The sequence below is a fragment of the Streptomyces sp. CB00455 genome (genome assembly GCF_001905445.1).
Taxonomy (GTDB): domain Bacteria; phylum Actinomycetota; class Actinomycetes; order Streptomycetales; family Streptomycetaceae; genus Streptomyces.
The window spans coordinates 736,582-760,376 of the sequence record NZ_LIVQ01000001.1; the positions used below are offsets into that span (position 1 = coordinate 736,582).

Genomic DNA, 23,795 nt, shown 5'->3' on the forward strand with positions numbered 1-23,795 from the left:
CCTCCAAGGAGGAGCCCCATGACGGCCACGGACAGCGCGCTCACCGCCCTCGCGCAGGGCTGGTGCGCCCTCTCGCTGCTCCACGGGCGGATCGAGGCGCACATCGAGCGGGCGCTCCAGGCGGGCCACGCCCTCAGCGTGCGCGAGTACTCACTGCTCGACGTGCTGAGCCGCCAGCACAGCGGTCCGGGCGGGCACCTGCGGATGCACCAGGTCGCCGAGTCGGTGGTGCTCAGCCAGAGCGCGACGACCCGCCTGGTCAGCCGGCTGGAGGACCGCGGGCTGCTGAGCCGCTACATCTGCGACACCGATCGCCGCGGCATCTACACCGATGTGAGCGGGGCCGGCCTGGCCCTGCTGGCCGCGGCCCGGCCCACGAACGACGCCGCCCTGCGGGAAGCGCTGGACGAGGCGGCGCGCAATCCCGAGCTGGCCCCGCTGGTCGCCGCGGTGGAGAACACCCGGCCGACGGCCTCGTAGGTCACGGGCGCTCCCGCGAGGGGGCCTGCGCGCGGCGGGCCAGGGCCCTGCCCTTCCCTTCCACGGGTCACCCCGCGGACGGACTCGTCGTGGCCGGCACCGAGGCACTGGGCCGGCTCGGCGAGGGTGCCCGGAGCGACGACGGCGAGGCGGACGGCTGCGACGGCGGTAGGGCGGACGAACTCGCCGACGGGGTGGAGTGGGTGGGCGCCGGCGAGGCTCCGGCCGGCGTCGAGGGCGACGCGCTCCCGGACACCGCGCGGGTGGAGGGCGAGGGCCGTGGGCTCGGGGACCGCGGCGCGGGCTCCGGACCCGGAGCGGTGATCTCCGGCGGCGAAGCGGGCGGTACCGGGCGGGCGGGACCGGTGTCCGGAGCGAAGACGGCGTAGCCCACCACGACGGCCGCAGCCCCCAGCGCTGCCAGGGGTGCCCCGAAAACCCGCAGCCGCGACCGCCACCGCATCGGGAAGAGCCGCCGTGCGTGCGCGGCCGGCGGATCGGCGGGGCGCAGCTCCCGGACGGTGATCCCGGCCGCGCGTGCGTCGAGGGCCCGCCGCAGCCGGCGCTCGACGGGGCGTTCGCCCTCCTGGGCCGTGCGCGTCATATCCGTCCCTCCAGGATCCGTTCCAGGGCGTCCAGGCCACGGCTCGCGTTCGACTTCACGGATCCCCGGCTGATCCCCAGGGTGGTCGCGATCTCCGCCTCGGTGAGGTCGCCCCAGTACCGCAGGACCAGCACCTGCCGCCGGCGCGGCGTCAGCCGGCCGAGAGCGGCGAGCACCTCGCGGTGCGCCTCGTCGAGGACCACGTGGTCCTCGGCGGACGGTTCGTCGGCCTCCCCCGGCGGGGTCCAGGCCCGGGCGGTGCGCCGGCGGCGCAGCACGGAGCGTGAGGTGTTGACGACGGCGGTGCGCAGGTAGCCCAGCGCGTTGTCCACCTCGGTGATGTGCTCCCCGTGACGGCGGTACAGGGCGGTGAAGGCGTCCTGTACCACGTCCTCGGCGGTGGCGAGGTCGTCGACGAGCAGCACTGCCAGCCGGACCATCCGCAGGCGGTGGGCGTGATAGAGCGCGGTGACGGTCGGCGGCTGGTGGTGGGCGTGGCCGAAGCCGCCGCCGGCGGGCCCGTGTGCGGGGGCACGGCGGTGGTCCCGGGCGCGGTCGGGGTCGAGGTCGAGGTGAGGGCCGTGACCGAAGCCGTGATTGAAGCTGTGATCAAGACCGTGATCGGAGGCGTACGGGTCCCCGAAGCGGCGCGGGGAGGCCGGCCGGGTGGCACGGTCGCGGCGCAGGAACGACCACAGGCCCCGCCACACCCGGTCGGGCACGGGCATGGCGGGGCCGGCGGTCGGTAGGACGTGGAGCACGGGTTCCTCAGCCGTTGGCGCGGCGCCGCACGGTGTACAGGGCTCCGGCGCCGACGACGATCAGACCGGCGGCCCCGGCCGCGAGGGCGGTGGTGGTGGCGGAGGAGCCAGTATGCGCGAGCTCGGAACCGCCGGGCGCAGCGGGCGCCGCCGGGCCGGGGGCCGCGCCGGGAGACCCGGGGGACGCGACGGACGGGGAGGCCGAGGGCGTCTCGGAGGAGGGCCGGGACGGAGACGCGGAGGGCACCGCGGAGGGCGCCGCGGACGGGGACGTGGCAGAGGGCAGGGAGGGGGACGCGGAGGGTACGGCGGGCGTCGCCGGTGCGGGGGCCGCGCTGGGAGTGGCGGCGGCCGGGACCGCCGGGGCCGCGTACGCGGCGCAGGCGGGGCCGGCCAGAGCGACGGCCACCCCGGCGGCGGCCGCGGCGACGGCAGCCCGGCGGACGGTGCGGGGGGCGCGCTTCAGGTTCATCACGGTGGTTCTCCACGGTCGGGACGGGGGCGCCGGACTGCGCCCCTCACCCCCGCACGACGCGCGACCCCCGCGGAGGTTGCCGCCGTTGCCGGAAAACTTTTCGGGCGACGACGCCGGGGCCGGGCGCGACGGCCCACCCGCCGGGGCCCGTGCGGCCCGATCACCGGCCCCACGGCAGAAGAAGGTTCGCGCAGGACGGCGCGCGGGACGGGCGGCGCCCTCCCCGGGCTCCGGTGGACGGGTGGACGCCCCCGGCCCGCGCCGTGCGGGGAGCGGCGGCCCCTCGATGGCGGCGGCCCTCGTGGATCACCATCCGCAGAGGGCGACGCCCCCGCAGCGCAGCTGGACGGCGTACCTCTCCCCCGCCGCCGACTACCGCCGGCTCGGCCTGGCCTGCCTTGGCGTGGGGATGCAGCAGGGCGAACTGCCCCTCGTGGGGCCGCGCGGGTTCGAACACCACGTCACCGTGGTCGCCGCGCGGCCGGGGCTGCGTCCGCCAGGGCGGCCGCCCGGCCCACCGGGTGTCCGCGCCCGCGCGTGCCGGGGCGGGTGGAGCACCCCTACGGCCCGGCCGGCGAACCGGCTGGGACGAGTGCTTCGTGGACTTCGCGAGCGCCGCCGTGGAGGCGTACACCGTCCTCGGCTGCGTGACCCCGGACGGGCCGCTGGCGCCGCCGAGCGGGACGGCCGGGATGCAGCACGTGGTGGACGGAACCGCCAGGGCCGCCCGGCACGGCGGCCCGCTGCGGGAGGCCGAGGCGGCCGACCGCCGTGCCCGGGCTGCCGGGTGACGCTGCGCCGCGCCCGCGCCGGGGTGTCCGGGCACGGGGACGTCAGGGCCGCCCGGCGGGCAGACCGCTGCCGGAGGTCGAGGCCGCCGGCCGCCGCGCACGGGCTGCCGGGTGGCGCTGCGCCGCGCCCGCGCCGGGGTGTCCGGGCACGGGGGCGCCGGCGTGGAGACCCTGGCGCGGGGCGCACTGCTGCCGGTCACGGTGGCCGGGTACGCGGCCCGGCTCACGATGCCGCTGCGTCGGCTGGGGTGCGCGGTGCGGCGCAGTTCCGGGAGAGAGGCCAAGGAGTGTGTCCCGGGGATCGGACCGAGCCGGGCGACGGTTCTGCCGGCCCCCGCACCGACCTGCCGGTCGCCGGGGTCGCCCGGCGGGGCGGGGGCGAGCATCCTGTGTACTCCAGTCGGCTGTTCGGCCGCCGCGGGGGCGTGGCGCCCTACGGTTCCGGGCCCGGCTGTCGGTGCGAGGGCCGGCTGGCGAGCCGCCCTACGGCCGCCGCGCGTAGCAGAAGAGGTGCTCCTCGGGGACGGCGAGGGCGTCCCCCGGCCGGAAGAGCGCGGTGTGGTGGTGCAGCACCTCCAGACCGGCGTCCGCGAGCCGGGCGAGGTGGTCCTCGGTGGACAGGCTGCTGACGGTGACCTCGTGGCCCATCCACTCGATGTCGAGGCCACGGATGTCGCCGGGGACGGTCGCCATCACGAAGTAGCCGCCGGGGGCCACCCACGACGCCATGCGGTCCAGCGCCTCCGCGACCTCCGGCTGGTCCATCACGAGCAGCGGGAAGAAGGCGCACACGGCGTCGAACCCGGCGCTCCCAGGGGCATAGGTGCGCACGTCGGCCTGTTCGAAACGCGCCTGCGGCACCCTGGCGCGGGCGAGTTCGACCATGGCGGCCGAGACGTCGATACCGGTGACGGCGCAGCCGGCCCGTACGAGCGCCTCGGCGGTGGGCCGGCCGGTGCCGCTGCCCACGTCCAGCACCCGGGCCCCGCGCGGCAGCCGCTCCGTGAGCCATTGGAGGGCGGCCAGCTGGCCGGGTACCCGCCCGAACACGTCCTCGTAGCGCTCCCCCAGCGCGTCGAACACCTCTGCCGCGGACTTTCGACCACTCATCGGGACCCCTCAACTCCTGGAAACCGCCGGGCGTCCACCACCCTGTAGCGCAGCATGCCCGCCCGGCGGCCGGGGCGTACCCGGGACGGCGAAAAGCACCGCCGTGCCGGGGAGGACAACGCTCCTCAGGGGCGGGCGGCAGCCGACGGCGAGTGCTTGCGGACCTGGGGCCGGGCAGGCCCATGGACACAGCGGTGCGCCGTCCTGGACTTACGGGGCCGCCGGCTGGTCAGTACGCGGTCGGACCGGAGATCGGGCGGATCGTGACGCATCCACGGTCCACGGGCGGATGCACGGGCAGGACCGGACGACCCGGCCTAGTGGCCGCAGGCGGGACGCCAGTTGGAGCGTGACGTCAGATGAGCGTGACGTCAGTCGGAGGCGGGCCCCAGGACGACGGCCGTCCCGTACGCGCACACCTCGGTCCCGATGTCGGCGGCCTCGGTGACATCGAAGCGCATCATCAGGACCGCGTTCGCGCCCCGCGCCTTCGCCTGTTCGATGAGCCGGTCCATGGCCTGGTTGCGGGTCTCCACCAGGGTCTTGGTGAGGCCCTTCAGCTCTCCGCCGATCATCGACTTGAGTCCCGCGCCGATCTGGCTGCCGAGGTGGCGCGAGCGCACGGTGAGACCGAAAACCTCTCCGATGACCCGCTCCACGCGGTGGCCGGGGACGTCGTTGGTCGTCACGACGAGGACGCCGGTCTGGTGCGCGCCGGGACCGCCGCCGTAGTCATCGATACCCATGGCCCCACTCTCACCCGCCCCGCGGCCACCCGCATCCGGAGGGCGGCCGTGACCGTTCCTCCACGGCAGGCGGAGCGCCGTCACCGACGGGCCCTGCCGACGGGCCCTGCCGACGGACCCCGCCCGTCCGGAGCCCCTGTGCCATGAACTCCGCTACCCCGCCACCCGGGGAGCGCGGGCGCACCGCCATCCGGCGGGGGGTCGATTGGGCATATCGGGCTAAAAGACGGTGAGCCACCAGGGCGAAATGCCCCGCCTTCGCCATAGTCGTCCGTGGCGACCGCCTGGTCGTCGCCCCGTGCCGCGCGCCGCGGCCGGGTGGATGTCTTCGTAGAGGAGCCGGCTCATGCTGAAGCCCACCAGGACCATCCTCGCTCTCACCGCCGGAAGCCTGGTGCTCGGTCTGGTCGGGGCGGGGAACGCGGTCGCGGACGACGACTACGCGCGGAAGCACGCCACCGGCAAGGTCATCTCGCACAACCCGCTGAAGATCCGCAGCAAGCCGACCACCCGCTCGCAGATCCTCGGCCAGATCGCCCCGCACAGCAGGATCGAGATCGACTGCAAGACGCGCGGCGAGGCGGTCGACGGCAACCGTCTCTGGTACCGCCTGCAGGACAAGAACGAGAACGGGGACAACGACGGCCGCGACGACGACGGGCGTGAGAACAACGGCCGCGACGACGACGGGCGTGACAACAACGGCCGTGACGACAACGGCCGCGACGACGACGGGCGTGACAACAACGGCCGTGACGACAACGGCCGTGACAACGACGGGCGCATCGACGAGAACGACGACTGGGGCAGCGACACCGGCCGCGAGACGGGCCGCGAGACGGCCGCCGGCCCCGCCAAGAAGCGCAAGGCCTACGGCCAGGACCGCTGGGTCTCCGCCCGCTACGTCGAAAACCTCAGCCCGGTGAAGTACTGCAGCTGACCCCGGGCGGTCACAGGTCCGGGCGTACGGCACGCGGCCCCACGCACCGCGCGCCGTATGCCCGGACCCGTTCACGCAGTTCCCGGTCGGCCGTGACCACGACGCAGCCGCGTCCCGCGTGGGCGGCGGCCAGCTCCACGATCCGGTCGTCCCCGCTCCCGGGCGCCGGATCCACCCGTACCCCGGGCACGGACCTGATGCCCCGGGCGGCGCCTTCGACGACCAGGATGACCTCCTCCTCGTCGCCGTCCCGCGCCGCCAGCAGGTCCCGCAGCCGCTCGGCCGCCCCGCGCCGGTCCCGCCACCAGCCGTCCGGGACCGAGCCGACGACGTTGGCACCGTCCACGATCAGTACGCCGGCCACGGTCTAGAAGTCCCCGTAGTTGACCTGCCAGGTGGGCAGGCCCATGCGGCGCCAGACCGCCACCACCCGGTCCCGGTCGTCGAGCGAGATCCGGACCGCGTACCGGTGGCGTACGTGTGCGTCGAACAGCTCCGCCTTCACCACGTCGTCGCGGCGTGTGTCGCCGGCCGCGCGCATCCACAGCTCGTCGTACGGCACCTCGTGCCGCCGCAGCCAGGACTCGGTCTGCGGGCGGTGCTCCTCGCTGCGGCCCGACAGCAGCACGATCGTGTCCCCGCCGGCGCGCCGGAAGGCGTCCAGCGCGTGCTTGACCGACTCGTTGAGCAGGTCGAGTTCGCAGCGCGAGAAGTCGTACGGCCCCCGGTCGCCGGTCAGTGCCAGCGTGCCGTCGATGTCGCACATCACCGCGGTGGGCAGCGCCGGATCGGGGACGTACGCGGTCACGGGCGGTACGGCCGCCCCGGCGGAACCGCCGTTCAGCCACTGCGCGGTGAGCCGCCAGCCGCCCTTGCGGGCTTTGCGGTGCTTCTCCGCCAGGACGCGGATGACCTCCTCGCCGACCTGGCGCTCGCGGGCGGCGTCCCGGCGCACGCACTCCTCCAGCGGGACGTCCGTGAAGTCGTGCACGACGAAGGTGGCGAGCCCGCCGACGGCCGCCTTCAGCCGCTTCGGGATGTGCTGCGTCAGGTGGGTGTTGTCGACGACCACGTCGAAACCGCCGTCCACGGCCGCGCGGACCGCCGCGTCCTGCACGGCGAGGACGGTCTGCTCGTGCGCGTGGGAACGGCCCCGCTCGGGGTCGGGCAGGTCGAGCATGCTGCGCAGGTCGTCGAGGTTGACGCGGCGCATCCGGCCGCCCGAGCGCGCCTGGAGGGCGCGCGCGGCTGTCGTCTTGCCGGAGGCCGGCAGCCCCGTCATGACGTGCACGACGGGCAGCCGGGGCTCGTCGGGGACGGTCTCCGGCCCGGTCTGCGGCGCGGGTTCACGCGCAGAGGCCGCCGCCGGCAAGGGCACGGGGGCCGGCCCCGGCGCGGGCACGGGCTCCGGCGCCGCCTCGGAGGCCGGTGCGGGAGCGGCCACGGGCACGGGAGCCGGCGTGGACTTCGGCGCGGACTCGGGCTCGTGCGCGAGCCGCTCGGGCTCGCGCACGGACACTTCTTCTGACACTGCCCAGTTCTCCTCGTCGGTGGTGTACGGGTCGGCCGTCTGCGGACGCACGTGGCGCCAGGTGGTGAGTTCGGTCGACCTGCCGTCGAGCCGCAGGAACATCGCCGGGCGGATCCCCGGATCGGCCAGTTCCCTGACGGCCCGGGCGAAGGCTCCCCGGTCGGCGGCCAGCGGGGCGAGGCCCGCGTACGCCTCGTCGACGGCCCGCTCGTGACGCTCGGCCGTGCTTTCCAGCCGGGCGATCACTTCGCGCACCCAGGTGTCGAACTCGTCGGGCACCTGCTCCAGCAGCGCGTCGAGCGGCTTCCCTCCCGAGGCGCCGAGGTCGGCGACCGAACAATTCAGGCCCTGGGCGACCTGCTTGGCGGGCAGCCCCGCGAACCGCTGGATGCCGTGGGCGCGCCAGATGTCCCGCTCGGTGACCCCGGTGAGCACCTTGTGGAGCCGTACGTACTCGGACAGCTTGGCCTTGGCGCGCACGCCGGAGGCGAAGCGCAGGACGAAGCCTTCGGCCTCGGTGCCGGTCGCCGGGGCGCCGCCGGGCAGGGTGTTGGACTCGGTCAGCGCGATCAGCTCGTCCAGGGGCATGGCGGGCCACACGGTGACGACGGCTCCGATGCCCTCCCAGTGGGGCGCGGCCTCCGCCAGTGGGACCTCCGTGCCGTCCGGCCCGAAGGCGGCGAGGAGGACCAGGTCCCGGCGGTTTCCGTAGTCGACGACGATGCGGTTCTGCGGGTAGAGGATCTCGGCGAGGTACGTGGTGCCGGGGCGCAGGGCCGTGGTGTCCCTGGAGTCGAGGAGGCGCTGCGCCCAGGTCGCCTGGGCGCTGGTGAAGGACCCCTTGGAGGCGACCCGCCAGCGGTCCGCGTAGTGGAAGACCACCGCGAGGCTGCCGTCGACCTTGTCGTAGACCTCGAACGGCTCGTCGGGCAGGGCGGGGGCGTAGGGCTGGCCCGTCTCGTGCTCGCCGACGTTGAAGAACTTCGGCAGCGGCAGCGCGACGACCGCGCCGGTGGTGTCGTCGGCGACGAGGCCGCGGCAGCGCGTGGTGACCCGGTTCCACACGCGCTCGTACTGGGCCGTCCTCGTGTACGTGTAGAGGGACAGTGGCAGTTCGGGGTGCGTCTTGCGGGTCACGTACCCGGCGTCGATCGAGTCCGCCAGCGCCTGTGCGGGCAGCAGGTCGTGCAGAGTCAGGTGGTCCTGGCTCATGGGGTCCTCCCGGTTCGAGATGGCTCATTCTCGCCTGTGGGAGGTGCCGCGCGGTACCTGATTTCGGCTGGTCGGGAGCGTTGTCGTGGCCGGATCAGTGGGTGATGCAGAGCTCGTTGCCCTCGGGGTCGGCGAGGGTGGTCCAGGCGAAGGGGCCCTGCCGCTTCTCGTGGAGGAAGGTGGCGCCCTTGGCCATCAGCCGCTCGACGACGTCCTTCGGGTCGTCGGATCCGGTGCGCACGTCCAGGTGGACGCGGTTCTTGACCGTCTTGGGCTCGGGCACGAGCTGGAACAGGATGCGGGGCGCGCGCTCCAAGCCCTGGGGGTGGCGGATCGCGCCGCCGACCTTCCACACGAGGCCGCCGCGGTGGGTGGTGGTGTCGGACTCGCTCGCCTGGCCCGCCGCGATCAGGCCGCGGATGAACTCCTCGTCCTGGGCCTCCACTTCCCAGCCGAGGGCGTCCGCCCACCAGTCGGCGAGCGGGTGGGGGTCGGCGCAGTCGATGGTGACCTGGAAGGTGTATGCCATGCCGGGACCTTACTGAGGAGACCGGTCGGCCGCCAGCGCATGCCGTCGGCTGCGCCGCGGCGGGCCGCGGTCAGCGGGAGCCCGTCACCGCAGCCGCCCGGCGGGTGGTCAGGAAGGCGGCGCAGGTCAGCAGGCAGGCGGCCACCGCGACCCAGAGCAACACCTCGCCCGCCGGGCGCAGCCAGGCCACCCCGGTCGGCCCGGCGGCGGAGAGGCAGGCGGTGGCCGTCATGCCGAGCGGGAAGACGGTGGCCCAGCGGCGGACGTCGTAGTGCGGCCGGGGATGGCGCAGTTCGGCGCCGAGGAGGACGGCGTACCAGACGAGGGAAAGGGCGAGCGCGGCCAGGGTGAGAGTCCGCAGCGCGGTGTGCGCCGCGCCGGTCCAGACGGGCGAGGCGGTGAGCTTGGCGCCGGCCAGCGCGGAGATGGAGAGCGCCCCGCCGGCCACCCAGTGGTCGCCGGCGCCGCCCACGACCTCGCGGAGGTCGAAATGGCGCAGGGCGGCGACGTAGAGCAGCAGCCCGAGGCAGAAGGCCGCCAGCGCGGACCGGGCCAGCCAGTCCCGGTGGGCGGAGGCGGCGAGGACGGCCGCGAGCACGGCGAGCCCTTGGGTGGCCACGCAGACGAGGAACGCCACCCCCGGCATCCGGCGCCCCCAGCGCCGTAGGACGCCCAGCAGCAGCCAGGGCCAGAGCGCGGCGGACAGCACCAGCAGGGCGGCGGCCGCACGCTGCCATCCGAGCATGGAGAGCCGGGTCCCGAGCACGGTGCTGGCCGCGACGGCGGTCAGGGCGGCCGGGGTGTCGGCCTCGGCGCGGAAGCGGCCGCGGTCGCCCAGCAGGCGGATCGCGAAGTCGGCGGCGAGCACCAGCCACAGCGCCGCGGCGACGACGAGGAACACCAGGGAGGCAACGGCGCGGCCGGTCAGGTGCAGGCCGGCGGAGATGATGCCGGCGGCCATGACGGCGGCGCCGGCCGCGGGGGTGAGCCCGGCCCACCAGCCGCACCCGGAATGTGGCCTCACCTCTCCAGCGGACCCCACGGCGCAACACCCCGCCACCGGACCGGCCACCTCCCGGGCTCCGGCGCTCCCACCGGGCCGCGGCCCCACCCTGAGGACGGTCCCACCGGGCCGGCCGACCCTCCGGCTGCGTTCGCTCGGGGCCCCTCCCCGCCTCACGTCGGAACCCCACTCGGCGGCGCCGGTCCGCGCCGGCCGCGGCCGGGCACGGGGCTGCGGGCCGCCGCGGGCACCGCGTGGTGGCGGTCCCGCAGCCGGGTGGGTGGGTGTCGTCCTGGCCCGGCAGGGGCTGGTGGGGGTGTGGTGGCGGGAGACGCCGCCTACGGTGCGTCCGGGTCGCAGCTCTCGCGGCGGAGGCCGATCGCCCGTAGGGCGTGCATCAGGCCGCCGGTGTCCCCGTCGCGAACGATGTGGACGGCGCCGTCGACCTCCAGACCCGACAGGGCCCGGTGGGCGTCGGAGGCAGCGTGCAGGACCACTCCGCTCGGCGGGTCCAGGGCGCGGACCCCCTGGAAGACGCCGAGGACGTCCGGGTCGCCGTCGAGGCTGTCCAGGCCGTCGGGCAGGGCGAGGACCGTGATGTCGGGCAGCAGGGCGCGTGCGTGCGCCAGGGCGACGGCCTGCCCGTTGGCGTGGGAGATGACCCGGAAGTGCGGGCTGCTCTGGATCCGCGACCGCAGCCGCTCCAGCTCTTCGCCCTCCGGCACGCCCACCACCAGCACCGTCATCACAACAACCCATCCTCCGTCCCCACCGCCGCCGCGGCGAGTCGGCGGGCGGCCCCGGCCCCCGCCCCTGCCCCGCCCCTGCCCCTGCCCCTGCCCGGACGGCACCCGCACCGGCCCGTGCACGGCGCCGCCGCCCGTCCCGCCCCGCCCCGGGGGTTCGGGGCCGTCGGGGGCGTCCCCCCGGGGCGGGGCGGGGGCCGGGTGGATGCTTGCGCCGTGGAGGGGAACCGCTTGCGCGCCGTCCGGGTCGGGGCAAGGGTGGCGGGTAGCGTCGGGCTGCGCGGCCGTGGGCCGGGGTCCTCGCGCAGCACGCGTCGGCGATGGACCGGCCGTACGCCGTCCTGCGCCGCACCGCCCCGGCGGGGGCCGGAAGTCGGGCCCGCCAGCCAGGTCAGGCCGATCCGATCACGGGCTCGCCGTGTGCCGCCCCACGCCGCCCACCGCACCCGGCTCCTCCTCCACCGCCTCGGTACGACGTCGGAAAGCTTCCCCGCCGAAGGAGCCCCCATGGCCTCAGGTCTCGACCGCCACCAGCGCTACGCCGTCGCCCTGTTCCGCATCGTCACCGCCCTGCTGTTCGCCTCGCACGGCGCGGCTTCCCTCTTCGGCGTCCTCGGCGGCGCGCGCGGCGGTGGCACCATCGCCGCGGGTACCTGGCCCGGCTGGTACGCCGCCGCCATCCAGCTGGTCGCCGGCGCCCTGGTCCTCCTGGGCGCCGGTACCCGGCCGGCGGCCTTCGTCGCCTCGGGCTCGATGGCGTACGCGTACTTCACCGTCCACCAGCCGGGCGCCCTGTGGCCCCTGCAGAACGGCGGCGAAGGAGCGGCGATGTTCTGCTGGGCCTTCCTCCTGCTGGGGTTCACCGGCCCGGGTGCGCTCGCGGTGGACGGCCTCGTCGCCTCGCGCGCCTCCGGACGAGGCCACCGGGACGAACGCGGCCCGCAGGCCGCAGCGGCGTAGCGGGAGTCCCCGCCCCGGCCGCCCCGCTGGTCGCGCCGCCTCAGCGGGGCGGCGCGACCAGGCCCATCTCGTAGGCCGTGATCACCAGGTGGACCCGGTCGCGGGCGCCTAGCTTGCTGAACAGGCGCGCCACGTGCGACTTGGCCGTGGCCGCCGAGATGTAGAGCTCTTCGGCTATCTCCGTGTTCGACCGGCCCCGCCCCACCAGGGTGAGGACCTCCCGCTCGCGCTCGGTGATCCCCGCGCCCGGCGGCCGGGCGCCGTCGTCCGCCGCCGCGGCCCCCGGGCCGGGGGCAGGACCTGAGCCCGGCCACGGGCCGCGCACGATGTCGGCGATCAGGCGGCGGGTCACCCCCGGCGCGATGAGCGCGTCCCCCGCGGCCACCACGCGGATCGCCGCGAGGATGTCCTCCAGGGCCATGTCCTTGACCGCGAACCCGCTCGCGCCGGCGCGCAGGGCCCCGTAGACGTGGTCGTCCTCGTCGAACGTGGTCAGGACGAGGACGCGCACCGCCCCGTTCTGTCCGGTGATCAGACGGGTGGCCTCGATGCCGTCCATACCGGGCATGCGGATGTCCATCACCACGACGTCCGGGCGCAGTTCCCCGGCGAGGCGGACCGCTTCCGCGCCCGTCCCGGCCTCGCCGACGACGTGCAGGTCGGGCGTATCGGCCGTGAGGACCCGCAGCCCGGAGCGCACCAGCGGCTGGTCGTCGACGAGCAGGACGCGGATCGCCCGGTCGGGGCCGGTGGTCATCGGCCCGGCTCCGCGGCGTCCGCGGGGACGGGGAGCGGGAGCACCGCTTCGACCAGGAAGCCGCCGCCGGGACGCGGTCCGGCGCTGAGCCGGCCGTGCAGCAGCCCGACGCGCTCGCGCATGCCGGTGATGCCGAAGCCCGTGTCCCCCGGGCCGGCGGGAGTCCCGCGGCCCTCGTCGGCGATCTCCACGGTCAGTTCCCCGACCCCGTAGCCGATCGTCACCCGGCAGTGCCCGGTCGCCGCGTGGCGGACCACGTTGGTCAGCGCTTCCTGGACGATGCGGTAGGCCGAGAGGTCGATGTCCGGCGGGAGCCGGCGTTCCCGGCCTTCTGTGCGTACGTCGACGCGGACACCGGCGGCCGCCGTGGTCGCGACGAGCCCGTCGAGGTCGGCGAGCCCGGGGGCGGGTCCCGGCGGCGGCTGCACACGGCCCTCGCCTGGCTCGGACCGGCGCAGGGCGACCAGCGTGCGGCGCAGGCCGGACAGGGTCTCGCGGCTGGTGGCCTCGATGGCGCGCAGGGCTGTGCGGGCTTCCGCGGGCTGTGTCTCGATGACCCGGCTGCCCACCCCGGCCTGGATGGCGATCACGCCGACGCTGTGGGCGACCATGTCGTGCAACTCCCTCGCTATCCGCAGCCGTTCGGCGGTGACGGCTTCGGACACCTCCTGGGCGCGCAGTTTCCCCGCGTGCTCGCGGCGCTCCTTGAACAGCTGGCCCGCCATGGCGGAGGTGAGCAGCGCCAGCAGCGAGATCAGGCCGGAGCTCATCATGTCGTAGGGGCCGGACGCCAGGAGCGGAACGGCCGGCAGTTCCACGCAGAACACGACGGCTCCGGCGGTCACGGCGTCCCGGCGGGGCCGTGTGGCGACGATGAAGCCGAGGATGAGGTCGGACGCGAGGAAGACCAGGAGGCGGCCGGGGCTGTGGTCGTGGGTGGCCGCCGCCACGAGCGTCGCGCCGAGGAGGGCCGCCGCCAGGGCTGTCAGGGGGCGGTGGCGCAGCAGCCCGGCGAGCAGGCTCGCGCCGAGCAGCAGCACGGCCGCCATGAGCGGGCCGCCGGCGTACGGCACCCCTCCGATCAGCAGCAGGGCCACCACGAGGTAGAGGGCGCCGCCGCCCCAGGCCGCGAGGGGTGTCCTCGCCGACGGTGACGGACCGTGCGTCGGGGGTGGTGAGTTGTCCATGCCGTGACCGTAGCGAGCGGGCCGGGTGCGGACATCGGCCCCCGGATGTACGCCCCGGGGGCGGTGTCACCGGGCCGGTACGCCCCCGGGCCGGTACGCCCCCCTGACCGGTACGCCCCCCGCGATGCCGCCACTGGACCGATGTACCCCGCGTAGCCCTCCGGGCAGGCCGGGCACGAGCGAGGTCGGGGACTCACCGAGCTGCACGGGGCCGCGGTGGCCGGCGACCGGCGACGGCTGTCCTTCACGGCCGGGCGCGGCGCCGTCACCGCACTGCTGGGGCCGGCGGGGGCCAGCAGGACCGCGCGCTCCGGCTGGTCCTGGGGTCGGAGGGCTCGGACGGCGGGGTCGGCCGCCGTGGGCGGGGTCCCGGCGGCCCCGCAGCCCGCACCGGGTCGGGGCGCTGTCGGCCGCCGACGCACAGCGCGGCCGGCGTACGCCCGCGGCGCAGCTGTCGGCGCTCGCCCGCGGCCGAGGCGCCGGACCGGGGCTGGTGGCGGAGGTGCTGGAGGAGGCGGGCCCGTCGCAGGAGTCGCGGCGGCGGGTGCGGACGTACTGCCCCACGCAGCGGCAGCGGCAGCGCATTGCCCGCGGCGCTGCTGGGCGATCCCCCGGTGCTGCTCCTCCGACGAGCCCTTCGCCGGGCGGGACGCCGCCGGCGTGCGGTGGGCCCGCCGACTGCTATGGGCCTTGCGCCGGCCGCCGGCCGGGCCCGCCCCCGAAGGGGACGGGCCTCAGGACCGGACGCGAGCCGAGATCAAGGACGCGCCTCGCCGTCCTCGCCGGCTCGCTCGGCGCTCTTGGCGGCGTTCTTCTCCTTGATGCGCACCGCTTCCTTGCGGACGTCGGCCTGGGTGGCGCGCTCGCGCTGGAGCCACTCCGGGGATTCCTTCTTCAGTTCTTCGATCTGCTCGGTGGTGAGGGGCTCGGTGACCCCGCCGCGGGCGAGGCCGGCGATGGAGACGCCCAGCTTCGACGCGACCACGGGACGGGGGTGCGGCCCGTTGCGGCGCAGTTCTTGCAGCCACTCGGGCGGGTCGGCCTGCAGCGCACTCAATTCACTGCGCGAGACGACACCCTCCTGGAACTCGGCGGGGGTGGCCTCGAGGTACACGCCCAGCTTCTTCGCCGCGGTTGCGGGCTTCATCGTCTGGGTGTTCTGGTGCGACGTCATGGTGTCAAGGGTATCGAGCATGTGCGCTACCTCCGACCACGACCGGTAACCTGGCGGGGTGACAGGCTCGGAAGTACCGCATTCGTTCCGGCTCGCTTACGTCCCCGGGGTCACACCCACCAAGTGGATCCGGATCTGGAACGAGCGACTGCCCGATGTCCCGCTGACCCTGGTGGCGGTGTCCCCCACCGAGGCCTTCGGCGCGCTGCGCGACGGTGACGCCGACGCCGGTTTCGTACGGCTTCCGGTGGACGGGGCCGATCTCAGCGCGATCCCCCTCTACACCGAGACCACGGTGGTAGTGATCCCCAAGGACCACCTCGTGGCGGCGGTCGAAGAGGTGTCCACGGGGGACCTGGCCGACCAGATCGTGCTGCATCCCCTCGACGACACGCTCGACTGGGAGCGGCTGCCGGGACTGCCCGCGATCGAGCGTCCTGCCACGACGGCCGACGCGATCGAGCTGGTGGCCGCCGGGGTGGGCGTGCTCCTCGTACCGCAGTCCCTCGCGCGGCTGCACCACCGCAAGGACCTCACCTACCGGCCGGTCTCGGACGCCCCCGAGTCGCGCGTGGCACTGTCGTGGCCGCAGGAGGAGACCACCGATCTGGTGGAGGAGTTCATCGGCATCGTGCGCGGGCGGACCGTCAACAGCACGCGCGGCCGGCAGCAGGGCGCGGCGCAGCCGAAGGTCAAGGCCAAGGACAAGGCGAAGGCGAAGCGGGCTGACGCCGGCGGTGGCGCACAGCGCAAGTCCGCCTCCGGAAAGCCCGCCGGCAAGGGCGGCGCCCGCGGGAGTGCCGGCAGCTCCGGTGGCCCCAAGGGCGGCAGGAGCGGCAAGCCCCGCCGCCGGCCGTAGACCACGGGAGCGGGAGCGTCGGGGCCGCAGCCGCCCCGCAGACCACGGGAGCGGGAGCCTCGGGGTCAGGGCCGCCCCGGAACCGGGCGCCGCGCAGCGGCGTCGCCGGAGTGGCGGATGCCGCGAAGCGACCGCGCCGGGGCCCGGCCGGGACAGTGGCGGACCGCGACGGCCGGGTCTGGCGGGTCCGGATCGCGACGCGGTGTATGCAGGAGGCATGGACAACCGGCCGTCGCGTGCTCCCCGCCACCGGTCCCGGCAGGTGCGCCACGCGCAGCTGGCGGTCCCTTTCGCACTGATCGCCCTGGTGACGGTGGTCGACGTGCTCGCTCCGCCCGAGGTCCACCTCGGTCCCTTCCTGGTCGCCGCACCGGCCGTGACGGCCTCGTTCGCGGGCCCCCGGATGACCGGGTTCGTCGGCCTGGTCGCCGTCGTGGCGCAGGTGGCCGTGGCAATGGCGCGCACCACCCTGACCGACCTGAACCACACCTTCCAGATCGTCGCGCTGATCATGATTTCCGTGTTCGTGACGCTCTTCGCCCATCTGCGCGAGGTGCACGAGAGGGAGCTGGTCCAGCTGCGGTCGGTGGCCGAGACCGCGCAGCAGGTGGTGCTGCGGCCGCTGCGCGACCGGATCGGCCCGCTGCACGTGGCTTCCCTCTACCTGGCGGCGGCGGCCGAGGCGCAGATCGGCGGAGACCTCTACGCCGCTGCCCGGACGGCCACCGGGACCCGGCTGATCGTCGGGGACGTCCGCGGCAAGGGGCTGGAGGCCGTCGGCGAGGCGGCGCTCGTGCTGGGCGCCTTCCGGGCCGCCGCCCATCAGGAGGCGGGCCTGCCGGGACTGGTGAGCTACCTGGAAGCGGCGGTCTCCCCCGACCTGGACGATTCCGGGGGCCAGGGCGAGAGCTTCATCACCGCGGCCGTCCTGGACATCCCGGACGCCGAGCCGTTGGTGCACCTCGTCAGCTGCGGCCATCCGCCGCCGCTGGTACTGCGGCGCGGCCGCCCGCCCGTCCTCCTGGCGGTGGAGCAGCCCGCGCCGCCGCTGGGTCTTGGCGCACTGGCGCCGTCCTCGGTCACCGCACAGGACTTCCCCTTCGCGGTGGGGGACGTACTGCTCCTGTACACGGACGGGGTTCTGGAGGCCCGGGACCGGACGGGGGCGTTCTACCCGCTCGCCGAGCGGGCGGCGGCCTGGTCGGACCTGCGCCCCCGGGCCCTCCTGGACCGGCTGCGGACGGACCTGCTCGCCCACGCGGCCGGCAGCACCCTCGGCGACGACGCCGCGATGGTGGCGATCGAGCGGCTCGCATAGGAGTGCCCTGCCGGTCGGGGCGGGCCCCTCCCTGGCTTCCGGCCGGCCGGCTGCCCGCGCCCGCTGCCGCCGTCTGCCCGCTGCCCGCTGCCCGCTGCCCGCCGAACGCTGCGTTCGGAGTGCCGCGCCGGGCGGGGGACCCCAGTCTGGACGTATGGAACACGCGCCGATCGTCGTCCACCCGGTCTCCGCCTCGGGCGGGCGGCGGGTGACCATCCGGATCCAGGGCCATGACACCATCCTCGGCGTCGCCCACTCGGACGCCGACGTGATCGAGTTCCTCCGGCGCATCGAGCTGCCGGACCCGGACGAGCTGGTGCTCGGGGATTCGGCCGCGATCGGCTGGAAGGTCGACGCACCGCACGTGTACGAGGCCGAGGCCGGACCGCCACCCGCCGACCTGCCCTGAGACCCCAGAGGCACTGGCGGGCCCACCAAGCACCACCAGGCACCACCAGGCACCGCCGGGCGCGCGGCAGCCCTCCCGTGGGGAGCCGGGAGGGCGGCGGGCCCGGGTTGGTCCGGAGCCACACCTTAAGCACGGCCGCGGGCGGGCCGGTAGGCATATGACAGGGGAGATTCCGGATCGGGCAGGAACGGGCGGGGCGGCCCGGGTGCCGGCCGATAGGCTGGGTGCGACGTTCACGTCAGGGGGCACACCATGGGTGACTCGACCGCACTCGGCGACCGCATGAAGCGGTACGAGGCCGCGCACCGTGCGGTCCTGCCGCGCCGCACGTACACGATCCTGCGGCTCGACGGCCGCGCCTTCCGCACCTACCTGCGCGACGCCGACAAGCCCTTCGACATGTCCTTCACCGCGGACATGGCCGCGGTGACCGAGGCGCTGTGCGCCGAGGCGGCCGGAGCGGCCCTCGCCTACACCCAGTCCGACGAGATCAGCCTGCTCCTGACCGACTTCGCGTCGCCCGGCACGGAGCCCTGGTTCGGCGGGGTCGTCGCCAAGCAGCTGACCGTGGCCGCCTCGCTCGCCACCGCGGTCCTCAACGAACGGCGGCCCGGCAGGCGGGCGCTCTTCGACGCCCGCCTGTTCACCATGTCCGACCCGGTGGAGGTCGCGAACTACTTCGTGTGGCGGCAGCGGGACGCCGTCCGCAACAGCATCTCTATGGCCGCGCAGGCGCACTTCTCCCACGAGCGGCTGCACCGGGTGTCGACCGGCGCGATGCGGGAACTGCTCTGGTCGCAGAAGCGGATCGACTGGAACGACTACCCGGACGCGTGCAAGCGGGGCCAGGTCGCCGTGCGGCACTCCGGGGAGCGCGAGGCCGGGTACGTCGACGGGCGGACCGGGCGCACCGAGCAGGCGACGACGGCCCGCTCCTGGTGGGAGGTGACGGCCGCCCCCCGTTTCACGGCCGACCCGGCGGCTTGGCCGGCCCGCCTCATCCCGCCCCTCCCGGTCCTCTCCCGCACCTCTTCCTGAGCGCTTTCTTACCGCCGCCTTAAGCGGAACCTAAGGTTCGTCAGCACCGCCCCGAAACGAACGGATGTCCGTTTCGGGGCGGCTAGCGTGCTGCCTCATCACCAACTCCCCAGTAACACAGAGGCAGGACGCCATGAGCAGGACAGTGGGCCACCGACGCAGGACGAGCCGGGCCGCGAAGGCCGCGGGCACGATCGTGGCGGCGGCGGTGATCGGCGGGGCGGCCTTCGCGTTCACCGGGACCGCCCAGGCCAGCTCCGTCGGAGCCGTGTACACCAAGTCCAGTTCCTGGAGCGGTGGTTACACCGGCCAGTACGTCATCACGAACAACACCGGCCAGGCCCAGTCGGGCTGGACGCTCCAGTTCGACCTGCCCTCCGGGGTGAGCATCGGCTCCCTGTGGAACGGTACCCACACGGTCGACGGGCAGCACGTCACGGTGCGGCCCGCGAGCTGGAACGGGCAGCTGGCGGCCGGGGCCTCCGTCACCGTCGGCTTCGTGACCAGCGGATCCGGCACCCCGGGCAACCCGACCGGCTGCCGCATCAACGGGCTGAAGTGCTCGGTGGACCAGGGCGCCACGGCCGGCCCGAGCGGGCGGCCCACCGTGCGCCCCACGCCGACCTCCACGCCGGCGCCCACGGCGACGACCGGCGCCCCGACCACCTCCGCGCAGCCGACCCGGACCGCCACGCCCACCGCCACCGCCACCGCGCCCGTTCCCGGCACGCCCGGCGGCGCGCGCTTCGCCCCCTACGTGGACACCTCGCTGTATCCCGCCTACGACCTGGTCGACACGGCGGCGAAGACCGGCGTGAAGGAGTTCCACCTCGCCTTCATCACCTCCGCGGGTGGCTGCGCACCGCTGTGGGGCGGGGCCACGGACCTCGCGAGCGACAAGGTCGCGGCCCAGATCGGCGCCCTCAGGGCCCAGGGCGGCGACGTCCGGGTGTCGTTCGGCGGCGCCGCCGGACACGAGCTGGCCCTGAACTGCGCCACCGTGGACGATCTGACCGCCGCCTACGGCAAGGTCGTCGACCAGTACCGGCTGACCAAGGTCGACTTCGACATCGAGGGCGCGGCCCTGCCGGACACCGCGGCCAACGCGCGCCGCGCCCAGGCCATCGCCCGGCTGCAGAAGTCCCACCCGGGCCTGGACGTGGCCTTCACCCTGCCCGTGATGCCCGAGGGGCTGACCCAGCCCGGCGTGGCGCTGCTGGCCGACGCCAAGAAGAACGGCGTGCGGATCGACGCCGTCAACGTCATGGCGATGGACTACGGGCCCGCGTACAACGGCGACATGGGGCAGTACGCGATCCAGGCGGCGACGGCCACGCAGGGTCAGCTCAAGGGCGTGCTCGGGCTGTCCGACGCGGCGGCCTGGAAGGCGGTCGCCGTCACCCCGATGATCGGCGTGAACGACGTCGCGAGCGAGGTCTTCAGCGTCTCGGACGCCTCGCAGCTCGTGGACTTCGCGGCGGCGAAGGGCATCGGCCGCCTCGCGATGTGGTCCGCGGCCCGGGACCGGCAGTGCGCGGCGGGAGCCGTCAACTATGCCGATCCGACGTGCAGTTCCATCCTCCAGCAGCCGTTGGCCTTCACCAGGGCGTTCGCGGCGCTGAAATAGCCGCACCGCAGGCGCGATACCCGCCGCAAGCCGGCGCAGGAGGGTCCGCCGTGCCGCTCGTGCGGCGCGGGGGGCCGTGGTCGGGGCCGGGCGGCTCATCCGGGTGAAAGCCGCCGCGGCCGGATCGGCCGGATCGTTCCTGCGCCGGCCCGGCCCGCGAGGATCGCCGCGACCGGGCCCGATCGGCGGCCCGGCAGGTGAGGAGGCTGCGTCATGGTGGGCGGGCAGTTCGGAACGGCGCTGAGGGCATCGGTGGCGGAGCCCGGCACGACACCCCTGATCGGGGTGTACGACATGTACTCGGCCTCGGTGGCGGCCGGCCACTACGAGGGCCTGTTCGTCTCCGGCTTCGGCTTCGCCGCCTCCTTCTACGGGCTTCCGGACATCGGCTTCATCGCCTGGCCGGACATGGTGGCCTTCACCGAACGGCTCCGCGCCGCGTTCCCCGGCCACCACCTGCTGGTGGACATCGACGACGGGTACGGCGACCCGGAGGTGGCCGCCCACGTGGTGCGGCGGCTGGAGCGGGCCGGGGCGTCGGGCGTCGTCCTGGAGGACCAGCAGCGCCCGCGCCGCTGCGGGCACGCGGACGGCAAGCAGATCCTGCCGCTGGGGCAGTACCTCGACAAGCTGGAGCGGGTCCTCGACGCGCGCGGGGACCTGTTCGTGGTGGCGCGCACCGACGCCACGCAGGAGCCGGAGATGCTGCTGCGCGCCGGGGCCCTGGCGGCGACGGGCGCCGACATGGTGCTGGTGGACGGCGTGCGCAGCTCCGCGCAGCTGGAGCGCATCCGGGCCGCGGCCGGGGACAAGCCGCTGCTCTTCAACCAGATCGCCGGGGGCAGGTCACCGCGGTTCTCGCTCACGGAGCTGTCCGGCCTGGGCGTGGACGCGGCCGTCTACAGCACGCCCTGCCTGTTCGCCGCGCACCGGGCCATGGAGGCCGCGCTGACCGAGCTGAAGTCCGGGGACGGCCGCCTGCCGGAGGTCGACGGCGCGGCGGTCGACGGCGCGGCGGTCGGTGTCGCCCTCTCGACCGACCTGCTGACCCGCAACCTCGGGCGTCCCCGCCCGGCCGCCCTCCCCTCCCCGGCCCGCTGACTGCCCAGCCGGCGCCGACAGCGGCCCGGGCGCGCCCGGGCCGCGGCTCGCCACGGTCACCGGTTCCGGCCGGCGCCGCGAGTCACCCCGTCCCGGCCGGCGCCGCGAGTCACCCCCGTCCCGACCGGGAAGGCGACCCGGTTTCGGCCGGCATACCGATGGCCCTCCACGCGGACGGCACACGGGCGGGAAGCCGTTCCCACGGGCATGCGACGGGGGGGATCGAGCCCGCCGGGGCAGGGACCCGCCCCGGTACGCGCAGGCCGCCACCCCCGCCCTGAGGGCGGGGTACCGCTCAGGTGCCGGCCGGCCCGCGGCCGGCGGCCGCGGGACCGACGACGCCGCCGGGGACCCGGCCGACCTTCGCCAGGACCAGGACCGTGTCGTCGGCCGGGCCGGCGGGGAGCAGGTTCGCCAGGATCCGGTCGGCGGCCTCCTCCATGGTGCCCTCGGCTCCCCGCAGTTGGGCGCGCAGGGCGTCCATCCCCGCGTCGATGTCCCGGCCCCTGGTCTCGATGAGACCGTCGGTGTACAGGGCCAGCGTGGAGCCCTCCGGGAGCTCCAGTTCCGTCGTGGGGAAGGGGAAGCCGCCCACGCCCAGCGGCACCCCGCAGGCGGGGGCCACCGTCTCGACGGCGCCGTCCGGGCGGCGGACCAGGAGCGGCGGGTGTCCCGCGTTGGCCATCAGGGCCGTCCCGGTCGCGGGGTCGTAGAGCAGGTAGAGACAAGTGGCCAGTTCTATTCCGGCGTCATGGGCGCAGGTGTCGAGTTCGGCGAGCAGCGCCCCCGGGTCCGGGTGGTGGCGGGCCAGCGCCTTGGTGGTGATCCGCAGCCGGCCCATGGCCGCGGCCGCCGCCACCCCGTGCCCCATCACGTCCCCCACGACGAGGGCCACCCGGTCGCCTGGCAGGCTGATCACGTCGTACCAGTCGCCGCCCACCTCGGTGACGTGGCCGCCGGGCAGGTACCGGTGCGCGACGTGCACGTAGGGGCCCGCTCCCGTGGCACTGGGGAGCAGGGCCCTCTGGAGGGTGAGCGCGATGTCCTGGACGCGGTTGTAGAGGCGGGCGTTGTCCAGGCAGAGGGCGGCGCGCGAGGCCAGCTCCGCCGCCAGGGCGAGGTCCTCCTCGGTGAAGACCGGGCGGGCCGAGGACCTGCCGAACATGGTGATGCCCTGGACCGTCCCCCGGGCCACGAGCGGGGCGACCAGGATGCGGGCCAGTCCGCTGTCGCGCAGGAGCCGGGCGCGTTCCCGGTGTGCGACGGTCCGGGTCACGAAGTCCTCGTTGACGGGGACCGACAGGGGCCGGCCCGTGCGCAGCATGGCGTGGATGGCGGAGCCCGGTGGGTAGGTGACGCGCTCCAGGCCGCCGACCAGTTCCTCCGCGGGCGGTGGCAGGCTGGTCCCGGACGCGATGCGGCGGGTCACCAGGGGCCGCTGCGGATCGAAGGCTTCCGACTCGTCCGCCCATTCGACCAGTTCCACGACGGAGCCGTCACAGAAGTCCGGGACCGCCGTGTCGACCAGTTCCTGTGCGGTCACGTGGAGGTCGAGGGTGGTGCCGATGCGGGCGGCGGCCCGGTCCAGCAGGGCGAGCCGCCGGCGCGCGGCGGTGGCCTCCAGGATGGCGTGCTCCCGGTCGGTGACGTCCACCAGCAGGCCGCCGACCCCGGGCCGCGTGTCGACGGCCCCGCTGAGTGCGAACAGGCTCACGGAGCGGACCTGGTCCCGGTCGGGACGGCCCGGGGTGCGCAGGCCCACGAGGGTGCCGACCACCGGGCGGCCCTCCTCGGCAACGGCCCGCAGCGTGCGCTCGTACTCGCCCCCGTCGGAGGTGAGCATGACGTCGCACATGCGGCGGCCCAGGTGGTCGCCGATGGACATGCCGTCCATGTCGGCCAGGGCCTGGTTGAGGTGGACGTACCGCAGCTCCTCGTCGAGCATGACCAGGCCGATGGGGCAGGTCTCGAAGAGGGCGTCGAGGAACGCCAGGTTCGTCTTCACCCGGTCGAGGTCCTCGCCGCGGCTGGCCAGGCCCATGACGACGGAGCTGCCGCCGGGGCCGGTGACGGGGAAGACCCGGAAGCCGCAGTCGAAGACCGTCCCGTCGCGGTGGACGACGGGCATGCGTACCCGCCAGTACCCCAGGGTCCGTCCGCGTTCCGTCAGCTGGGCGGCCGGGCTGCCGGCGCCCGGGGACGGATCGGGGAACAGGACGTCCGCCGGGCGGGCGAGCACGGTGTCCGCCGGATAACCGAAGAGGCCCTGGGCGCCGGGCCCCCAATAGCAGACGCGGTGCTGGTCATCCAGCCCGAAGACGGCCACTGCCACGTGCTCCAGCAGCGTGCCCGGCTCTGACCTCAGGAGGCCAGGGGCATCCTCGCCCCCCGGCGGAACCGTCGGCACCAGACGCCCCCTTTCGGGCTTCCCGTCAAT

The 23,795-nt window shown here is 75.0% G+C and carries 24 protein-coding genes; 11 read left to right on the forward strand and 13 right to left on the reverse strand.

Features of this window, described 5'->3' with window-relative positions; translation table 11 throughout:
- Positions 1-18 precede the first annotated feature (18 nt).
- The gene (locus AMK16_RS03435) at positions 19-480 is read left to right on the forward strand and encodes a MarR family winged helix-turn-helix transcriptional regulator (protein ID WP_073908361.1); all 462 of its coding nucleotides are present in this window, start codon (positions 19-21) and stop codon (positions 478-480) included.
- A gap of 89 nt (positions 481-569) precedes the next feature.
- Positions 570-869 (forward strand): hypothetical protein, encoded by a 300-nt coding sequence (locus AMK16_RS03440; protein ID WP_073908363.1) that lies wholly within the window; start codon positions 570-572, stop codon positions 867-869.
- 211 nt (positions 870-1,080) lie between these two features.
- Here AMK16_RS03440 and AMK16_RS37000 read toward each other — a convergent pair whose 3' ends face one another.
- Together AMK16_RS37000 and AMK16_RS03450 are read right to left on the reverse strand one after the other, a co-directional pair.
- Complete coding sequence (locus tag AMK16_RS37000) at positions 1,081-1,845, reverse strand: SigE family RNA polymerase sigma factor (RefSeq protein WP_242438549.1); 765 nt, start codon at positions 1,843-1,845, stop codon at positions 1,081-1,083.
- Between the two features lie 7 nt (positions 1,846-1,852).
- Positions 1,853-2,317 (reverse strand): LAETG motif-containing sortase-dependent surface protein, encoded by a 465-nt coding sequence (locus AMK16_RS03450; RefSeq protein ID WP_073908364.1) that lies wholly within the window; start codon positions 2,315-2,317, stop codon positions 1,853-1,855.
- A 602-nt stretch (positions 2,318-2,919) separates the two neighbouring features.
- Between AMK16_RS03450 and AMK16_RS03455 the strand changes: the two genes are divergently transcribed.
- On the forward strand, positions 2,920-3,111 hold the full coding sequence (locus tag AMK16_RS03455; protein ID WP_073908365.1) for a hypothetical protein: 192 nt from the start codon (positions 2,920-2,922) through the stop codon (positions 3,109-3,111).
- A 483-nt stretch (positions 3,112-3,594) separates the two neighbouring features.
- Here the strand turns inward: AMK16_RS03455 and AMK16_RS03460 are convergent, their stop codons facing one another.
- Positions 3,595-4,221: a class I SAM-dependent methyltransferase gene (locus AMK16_RS03460; RefSeq protein ID WP_073908367.1), complete on the reverse strand. Its 627-nt coding sequence runs from the start codon at positions 4,219-4,221 to the stop codon at positions 3,595-3,597.
- A gap of 371 nt (positions 4,222-4,592) precedes the next feature.
- Positions 4,593-4,967, reverse strand: coding sequence for a YbjQ family protein (locus AMK16_RS03465; RefSeq protein WP_073908368.1), 375 nt, complete (start codon positions 4,965-4,967; stop codon positions 4,593-4,595).
- Positions 4,968-5,313: 346 nt separating this feature from the next.
- Here AMK16_RS03465 and AMK16_RS03470 point away from each other — a divergent pair, with 346 nt between their 5' ends.
- Positions 5,314-5,907, forward strand: coding sequence for an SH3 domain-containing protein (locus AMK16_RS03470; RefSeq protein WP_073908370.1), 594 nt, complete (start codon positions 5,314-5,316; stop codon positions 5,905-5,907).
- 10 nt (positions 5,908-5,917) lie between these two features.
- On the opposite strand, the gene AMK16_RS03475 is transcribed toward AMK16_RS03470, so the two are convergent.
- From AMK16_RS03475 to AMK16_RS03500, 5 genes are all read right to left on the reverse strand, one after another.
- Positions 5,918-6,271, reverse strand: a complete 354-nt coding sequence (locus tag AMK16_RS03475; RefSeq protein WP_073908371.1) for an NTP pyrophosphohydrolase — start codon at positions 6,269-6,271, stop codon at positions 5,918-5,920.
- 3 nt (positions 6,272-6,274) lie between these two features.
- On the reverse strand, positions 6,275-8,650 hold the full coding sequence (locus AMK16_RS37005; protein WP_242438550.1) for a phosphatase domain-containing protein: 2,376 nt from the start codon (positions 8,648-8,650) through the stop codon (positions 6,275-6,277).
- A gap of 94 nt (positions 8,651-8,744) precedes the next feature.
- Entirely contained in the window at positions 8,745-9,179 is a 435-nt protein-coding gene (locus tag AMK16_RS03490) for a VOC family protein (RefSeq protein WP_073908372.1), read from the reverse strand.
- Between the two features lie 70 nt (positions 9,180-9,249).
- A complete protein-coding gene (locus AMK16_RS03495) occupies positions 9,250-10,203 on the reverse strand; it encodes a tellurite resistance/C4-dicarboxylate transporter family protein (RefSeq protein ID WP_073908374.1) in 954 nt (317 codons plus the stop codon).
- 317 nt (positions 10,204-10,520) lie between these two features.
- Positions 10,521-10,928: a hypothetical protein gene (locus tag AMK16_RS03500; protein ID WP_073908375.1), complete on the reverse strand. Its 408-nt coding sequence runs from the start codon at positions 10,926-10,928 to the stop codon at positions 10,521-10,523.
- A gap of 507 nt (positions 10,929-11,435) precedes the next feature.
- Between AMK16_RS03500 and AMK16_RS03505 the strand changes: the two genes are divergently transcribed.
- Positions 11,436-11,888: a DoxX family protein gene (locus AMK16_RS03505; protein ID WP_073908377.1), complete on the forward strand. Its 453-nt coding sequence runs from the start codon at positions 11,436-11,438 to the stop codon at positions 11,886-11,888.
- A 40-nt stretch (positions 11,889-11,928) separates the two neighbouring features.
- Here the strand turns inward: AMK16_RS03505 and AMK16_RS03510 are convergent, their stop codons facing one another.
- The 3 genes from AMK16_RS03510 to AMK16_RS03520 form a co-directional block, all read right to left on the reverse strand.
- Positions 11,929-12,645, reverse strand: a complete 717-nt coding sequence (locus AMK16_RS03510) for a response regulator (RefSeq protein WP_073908378.1) — start codon at positions 12,643-12,645, stop codon at positions 11,929-11,931.
- Positions 12,642-13,832 carry a sensor histidine kinase gene (locus AMK16_RS03515; RefSeq protein ID WP_073908380.1) on the reverse strand — a complete coding sequence of 397 codons (1,191 nt, stop codon included), beginning with the start codon at positions 13,830-13,832 and terminating at the stop codon, positions 12,642-12,644. The genes AMK16_RS03510 and AMK16_RS03515 overlap by 4 nt, the downstream gene beginning before the upstream one ends.
- Before the next feature lie 757 nt (positions 13,833-14,589).
- Complete coding sequence (locus tag AMK16_RS03520) at positions 14,590-15,006, reverse strand: DUF5997 family protein (RefSeq protein ID WP_199885334.1); 417 nt, start codon at positions 15,004-15,006, stop codon at positions 14,590-14,592.
- Positions 15,007-15,064: 58 nt separating this feature from the next.
- Between AMK16_RS03520 and AMK16_RS03525 the strand changes: the two genes are divergently transcribed.
- The 6 genes from AMK16_RS03525 to AMK16_RS03550 all read left to right on the forward strand — a co-directional run bounded on the left by AMK16_RS03525 (position 15,065) and on the right by AMK16_RS03550 (position 21,358).
- Positions 15,065-15,865, forward strand: coding sequence for a LysR family substrate-binding domain-containing protein (locus AMK16_RS03525; protein WP_073908383.1), 801 nt, complete (start codon positions 15,065-15,067; stop codon positions 15,863-15,865).
- Positions 15,866-16,082: 217 nt separating this feature from the next.
- A complete protein-coding gene (locus AMK16_RS03530) occupies positions 16,083-17,183 on the forward strand; it encodes a PP2C family protein-serine/threonine phosphatase (RefSeq protein WP_073908384.1) in 1,101 nt (366 codons plus the stop codon).
- A gap of 154 nt (positions 17,184-17,337) precedes the next feature.
- On the forward strand, positions 17,338-17,592 hold the full coding sequence (locus AMK16_RS03535) for a hypothetical protein (protein ID WP_073908386.1): 255 nt from the start codon (positions 17,338-17,340) through the stop codon (positions 17,590-17,592).
- Positions 17,593-17,844: 252 nt separating this feature from the next.
- Complete coding sequence (locus AMK16_RS03540; RefSeq protein ID WP_073908387.1) at positions 17,845-18,630, forward strand: tRNA(His) guanylyltransferase Thg1 family protein; 786 nt, start codon at positions 17,845-17,847, stop codon at positions 18,628-18,630.
- A gap of 133 nt (positions 18,631-18,763) precedes the next feature.
- On the forward strand, positions 18,764-20,257 hold the full coding sequence (locus AMK16_RS03545; protein ID WP_073908389.1) for a glycoside hydrolase family 18 protein: 1,494 nt from the start codon (positions 18,764-18,766) through the stop codon (positions 20,255-20,257).
- A gap of 213 nt (positions 20,258-20,470) precedes the next feature.
- Entirely contained in the window at positions 20,471-21,358 is an 888-nt protein-coding gene (locus tag AMK16_RS03550) for an isocitrate lyase/PEP mutase family protein (protein WP_073908390.1), read from the forward strand.
- Between the two features lie 295 nt (positions 21,359-21,653).
- On the opposite strand, the gene AMK16_RS03555 is transcribed toward AMK16_RS03550, so the two are convergent.
- The gene (locus AMK16_RS03555) at positions 21,654-23,765 is read right to left on the reverse strand and encodes a SpoIIE family protein phosphatase (RefSeq protein WP_073908392.1); all 2,112 of its coding nucleotides are present in this window, start codon (positions 23,763-23,765) and stop codon (positions 21,654-21,656) included.
- Between the last annotated feature and the right edge of the window lie 30 nt (positions 23,766-23,795).

What these genes read in the sequence shown, in the direction of transcription:
- AMK16_RS03450 (WP_073908364.1), bottom strand. Translation starts at nt 2,317, where the DNA reads ATGAACCTGAAGCGCGCCCCCCGCACCGTCCGCCGGGCTGCCGTCGCC.
- AMK16_RS03465 (WP_073908368.1), bottom strand. Translation starts at nt 4,967, where the DNA reads ATGGGTATCGATGACTACGGCGGCGGTCCCGGCGCGCACCAGACCGGC.
- AMK16_RS03460 (WP_073908367.1), bottom strand. Translation starts at nt 4,221, where the DNA reads ATGAGTGGTCGAAAGTCCGCGGCAGAGGTGTTCGACGCGCTGGGGGAG.
- AMK16_RS03500 (WP_073908375.1), bottom strand. Translation starts at nt 10,928, where the DNA reads ATGACGGTGCTGGTGGTGGGCGTGCCGGAGGGCGAAGAGCTGGAGCGG.
- AMK16_RS03510 (WP_073908378.1), bottom strand. Translation starts at nt 12,645, where the DNA reads ATGACCACCGGCCCCGACCGGGCGATCCGCGTCCTGCTCGTCGACGAC.
- AMK16_RS03470 (WP_073908370.1), top strand. Translation starts at nt 5,314, where the DNA reads ATGCTGAAGCCCACCAGGACCATCCTCGCTCTCACCGCCGGAAGCCTG.
- AMK16_RS03505 (WP_073908377.1), top strand. Translation starts at nt 11,436, where the DNA reads ATGGCCTCAGGTCTCGACCGCCACCAGCGCTACGCCGTCGCCCTGTTC.
- AMK16_RS03545 (WP_073908389.1), top strand. Translation starts at nt 18,764, where the DNA reads ATGAGCAGGACAGTGGGCCACCGACGCAGGACGAGCCGGGCCGCGAAG.
- AMK16_RS03520 (WP_199885334.1), bottom strand. Translation starts at nt 15,006, where the DNA reads ATGACGTCGCACCAGAACACCCAGACGATGAAGCCCGCAACCGCGGCG.
- AMK16_RS03540 (WP_073908387.1), top strand. Translation starts at nt 17,845, where the DNA reads ATGGGTGACTCGACCGCACTCGGCGACCGCATGAAGCGGTACGAGGCC.
- AMK16_RS03530 (WP_073908384.1), top strand. Translation starts at nt 16,083, where the DNA reads ATGGACAACCGGCCGTCGCGTGCTCCCCGCCACCGGTCCCGGCAGGTG.
- AMK16_RS03515 (WP_073908380.1), bottom strand. Translation starts at nt 13,832, where the DNA reads ATGGACAACTCACCACCCCCGACGCACGGTCCGTCACCGTCGGCGAGG.
- AMK16_RS03490 (WP_073908372.1), bottom strand. Translation starts at nt 9,179, where the DNA reads ATGGCATACACCTTCCAGGTCACCATCGACTGCGCCGACCCCCACCCG.
- AMK16_RS03535 (WP_073908386.1), top strand. Translation starts at nt 17,338, where the DNA reads ATGGAACACGCGCCGATCGTCGTCCACCCGGTCTCCGCCTCGGGCGGG.
- AMK16_RS03550 (WP_073908390.1), top strand. Translation starts at nt 20,471, where the DNA reads ATGGTGGGCGGGCAGTTCGGAACGGCGCTGAGGGCATCGGTGGCGGAG.
- AMK16_RS03435 (WP_073908361.1), top strand. Translation starts at nt 19, where the DNA reads ATGACGGCCACGGACAGCGCGCTCACCGCCCTCGCGCAGGGCTGGTGC.
- AMK16_RS37005 (WP_242438550.1), bottom strand. Translation starts at nt 8,650, where the DNA reads ATGAGCCAGGACCACCTGACTCTGCACGACCTGCTGCCCGCACAGGCG.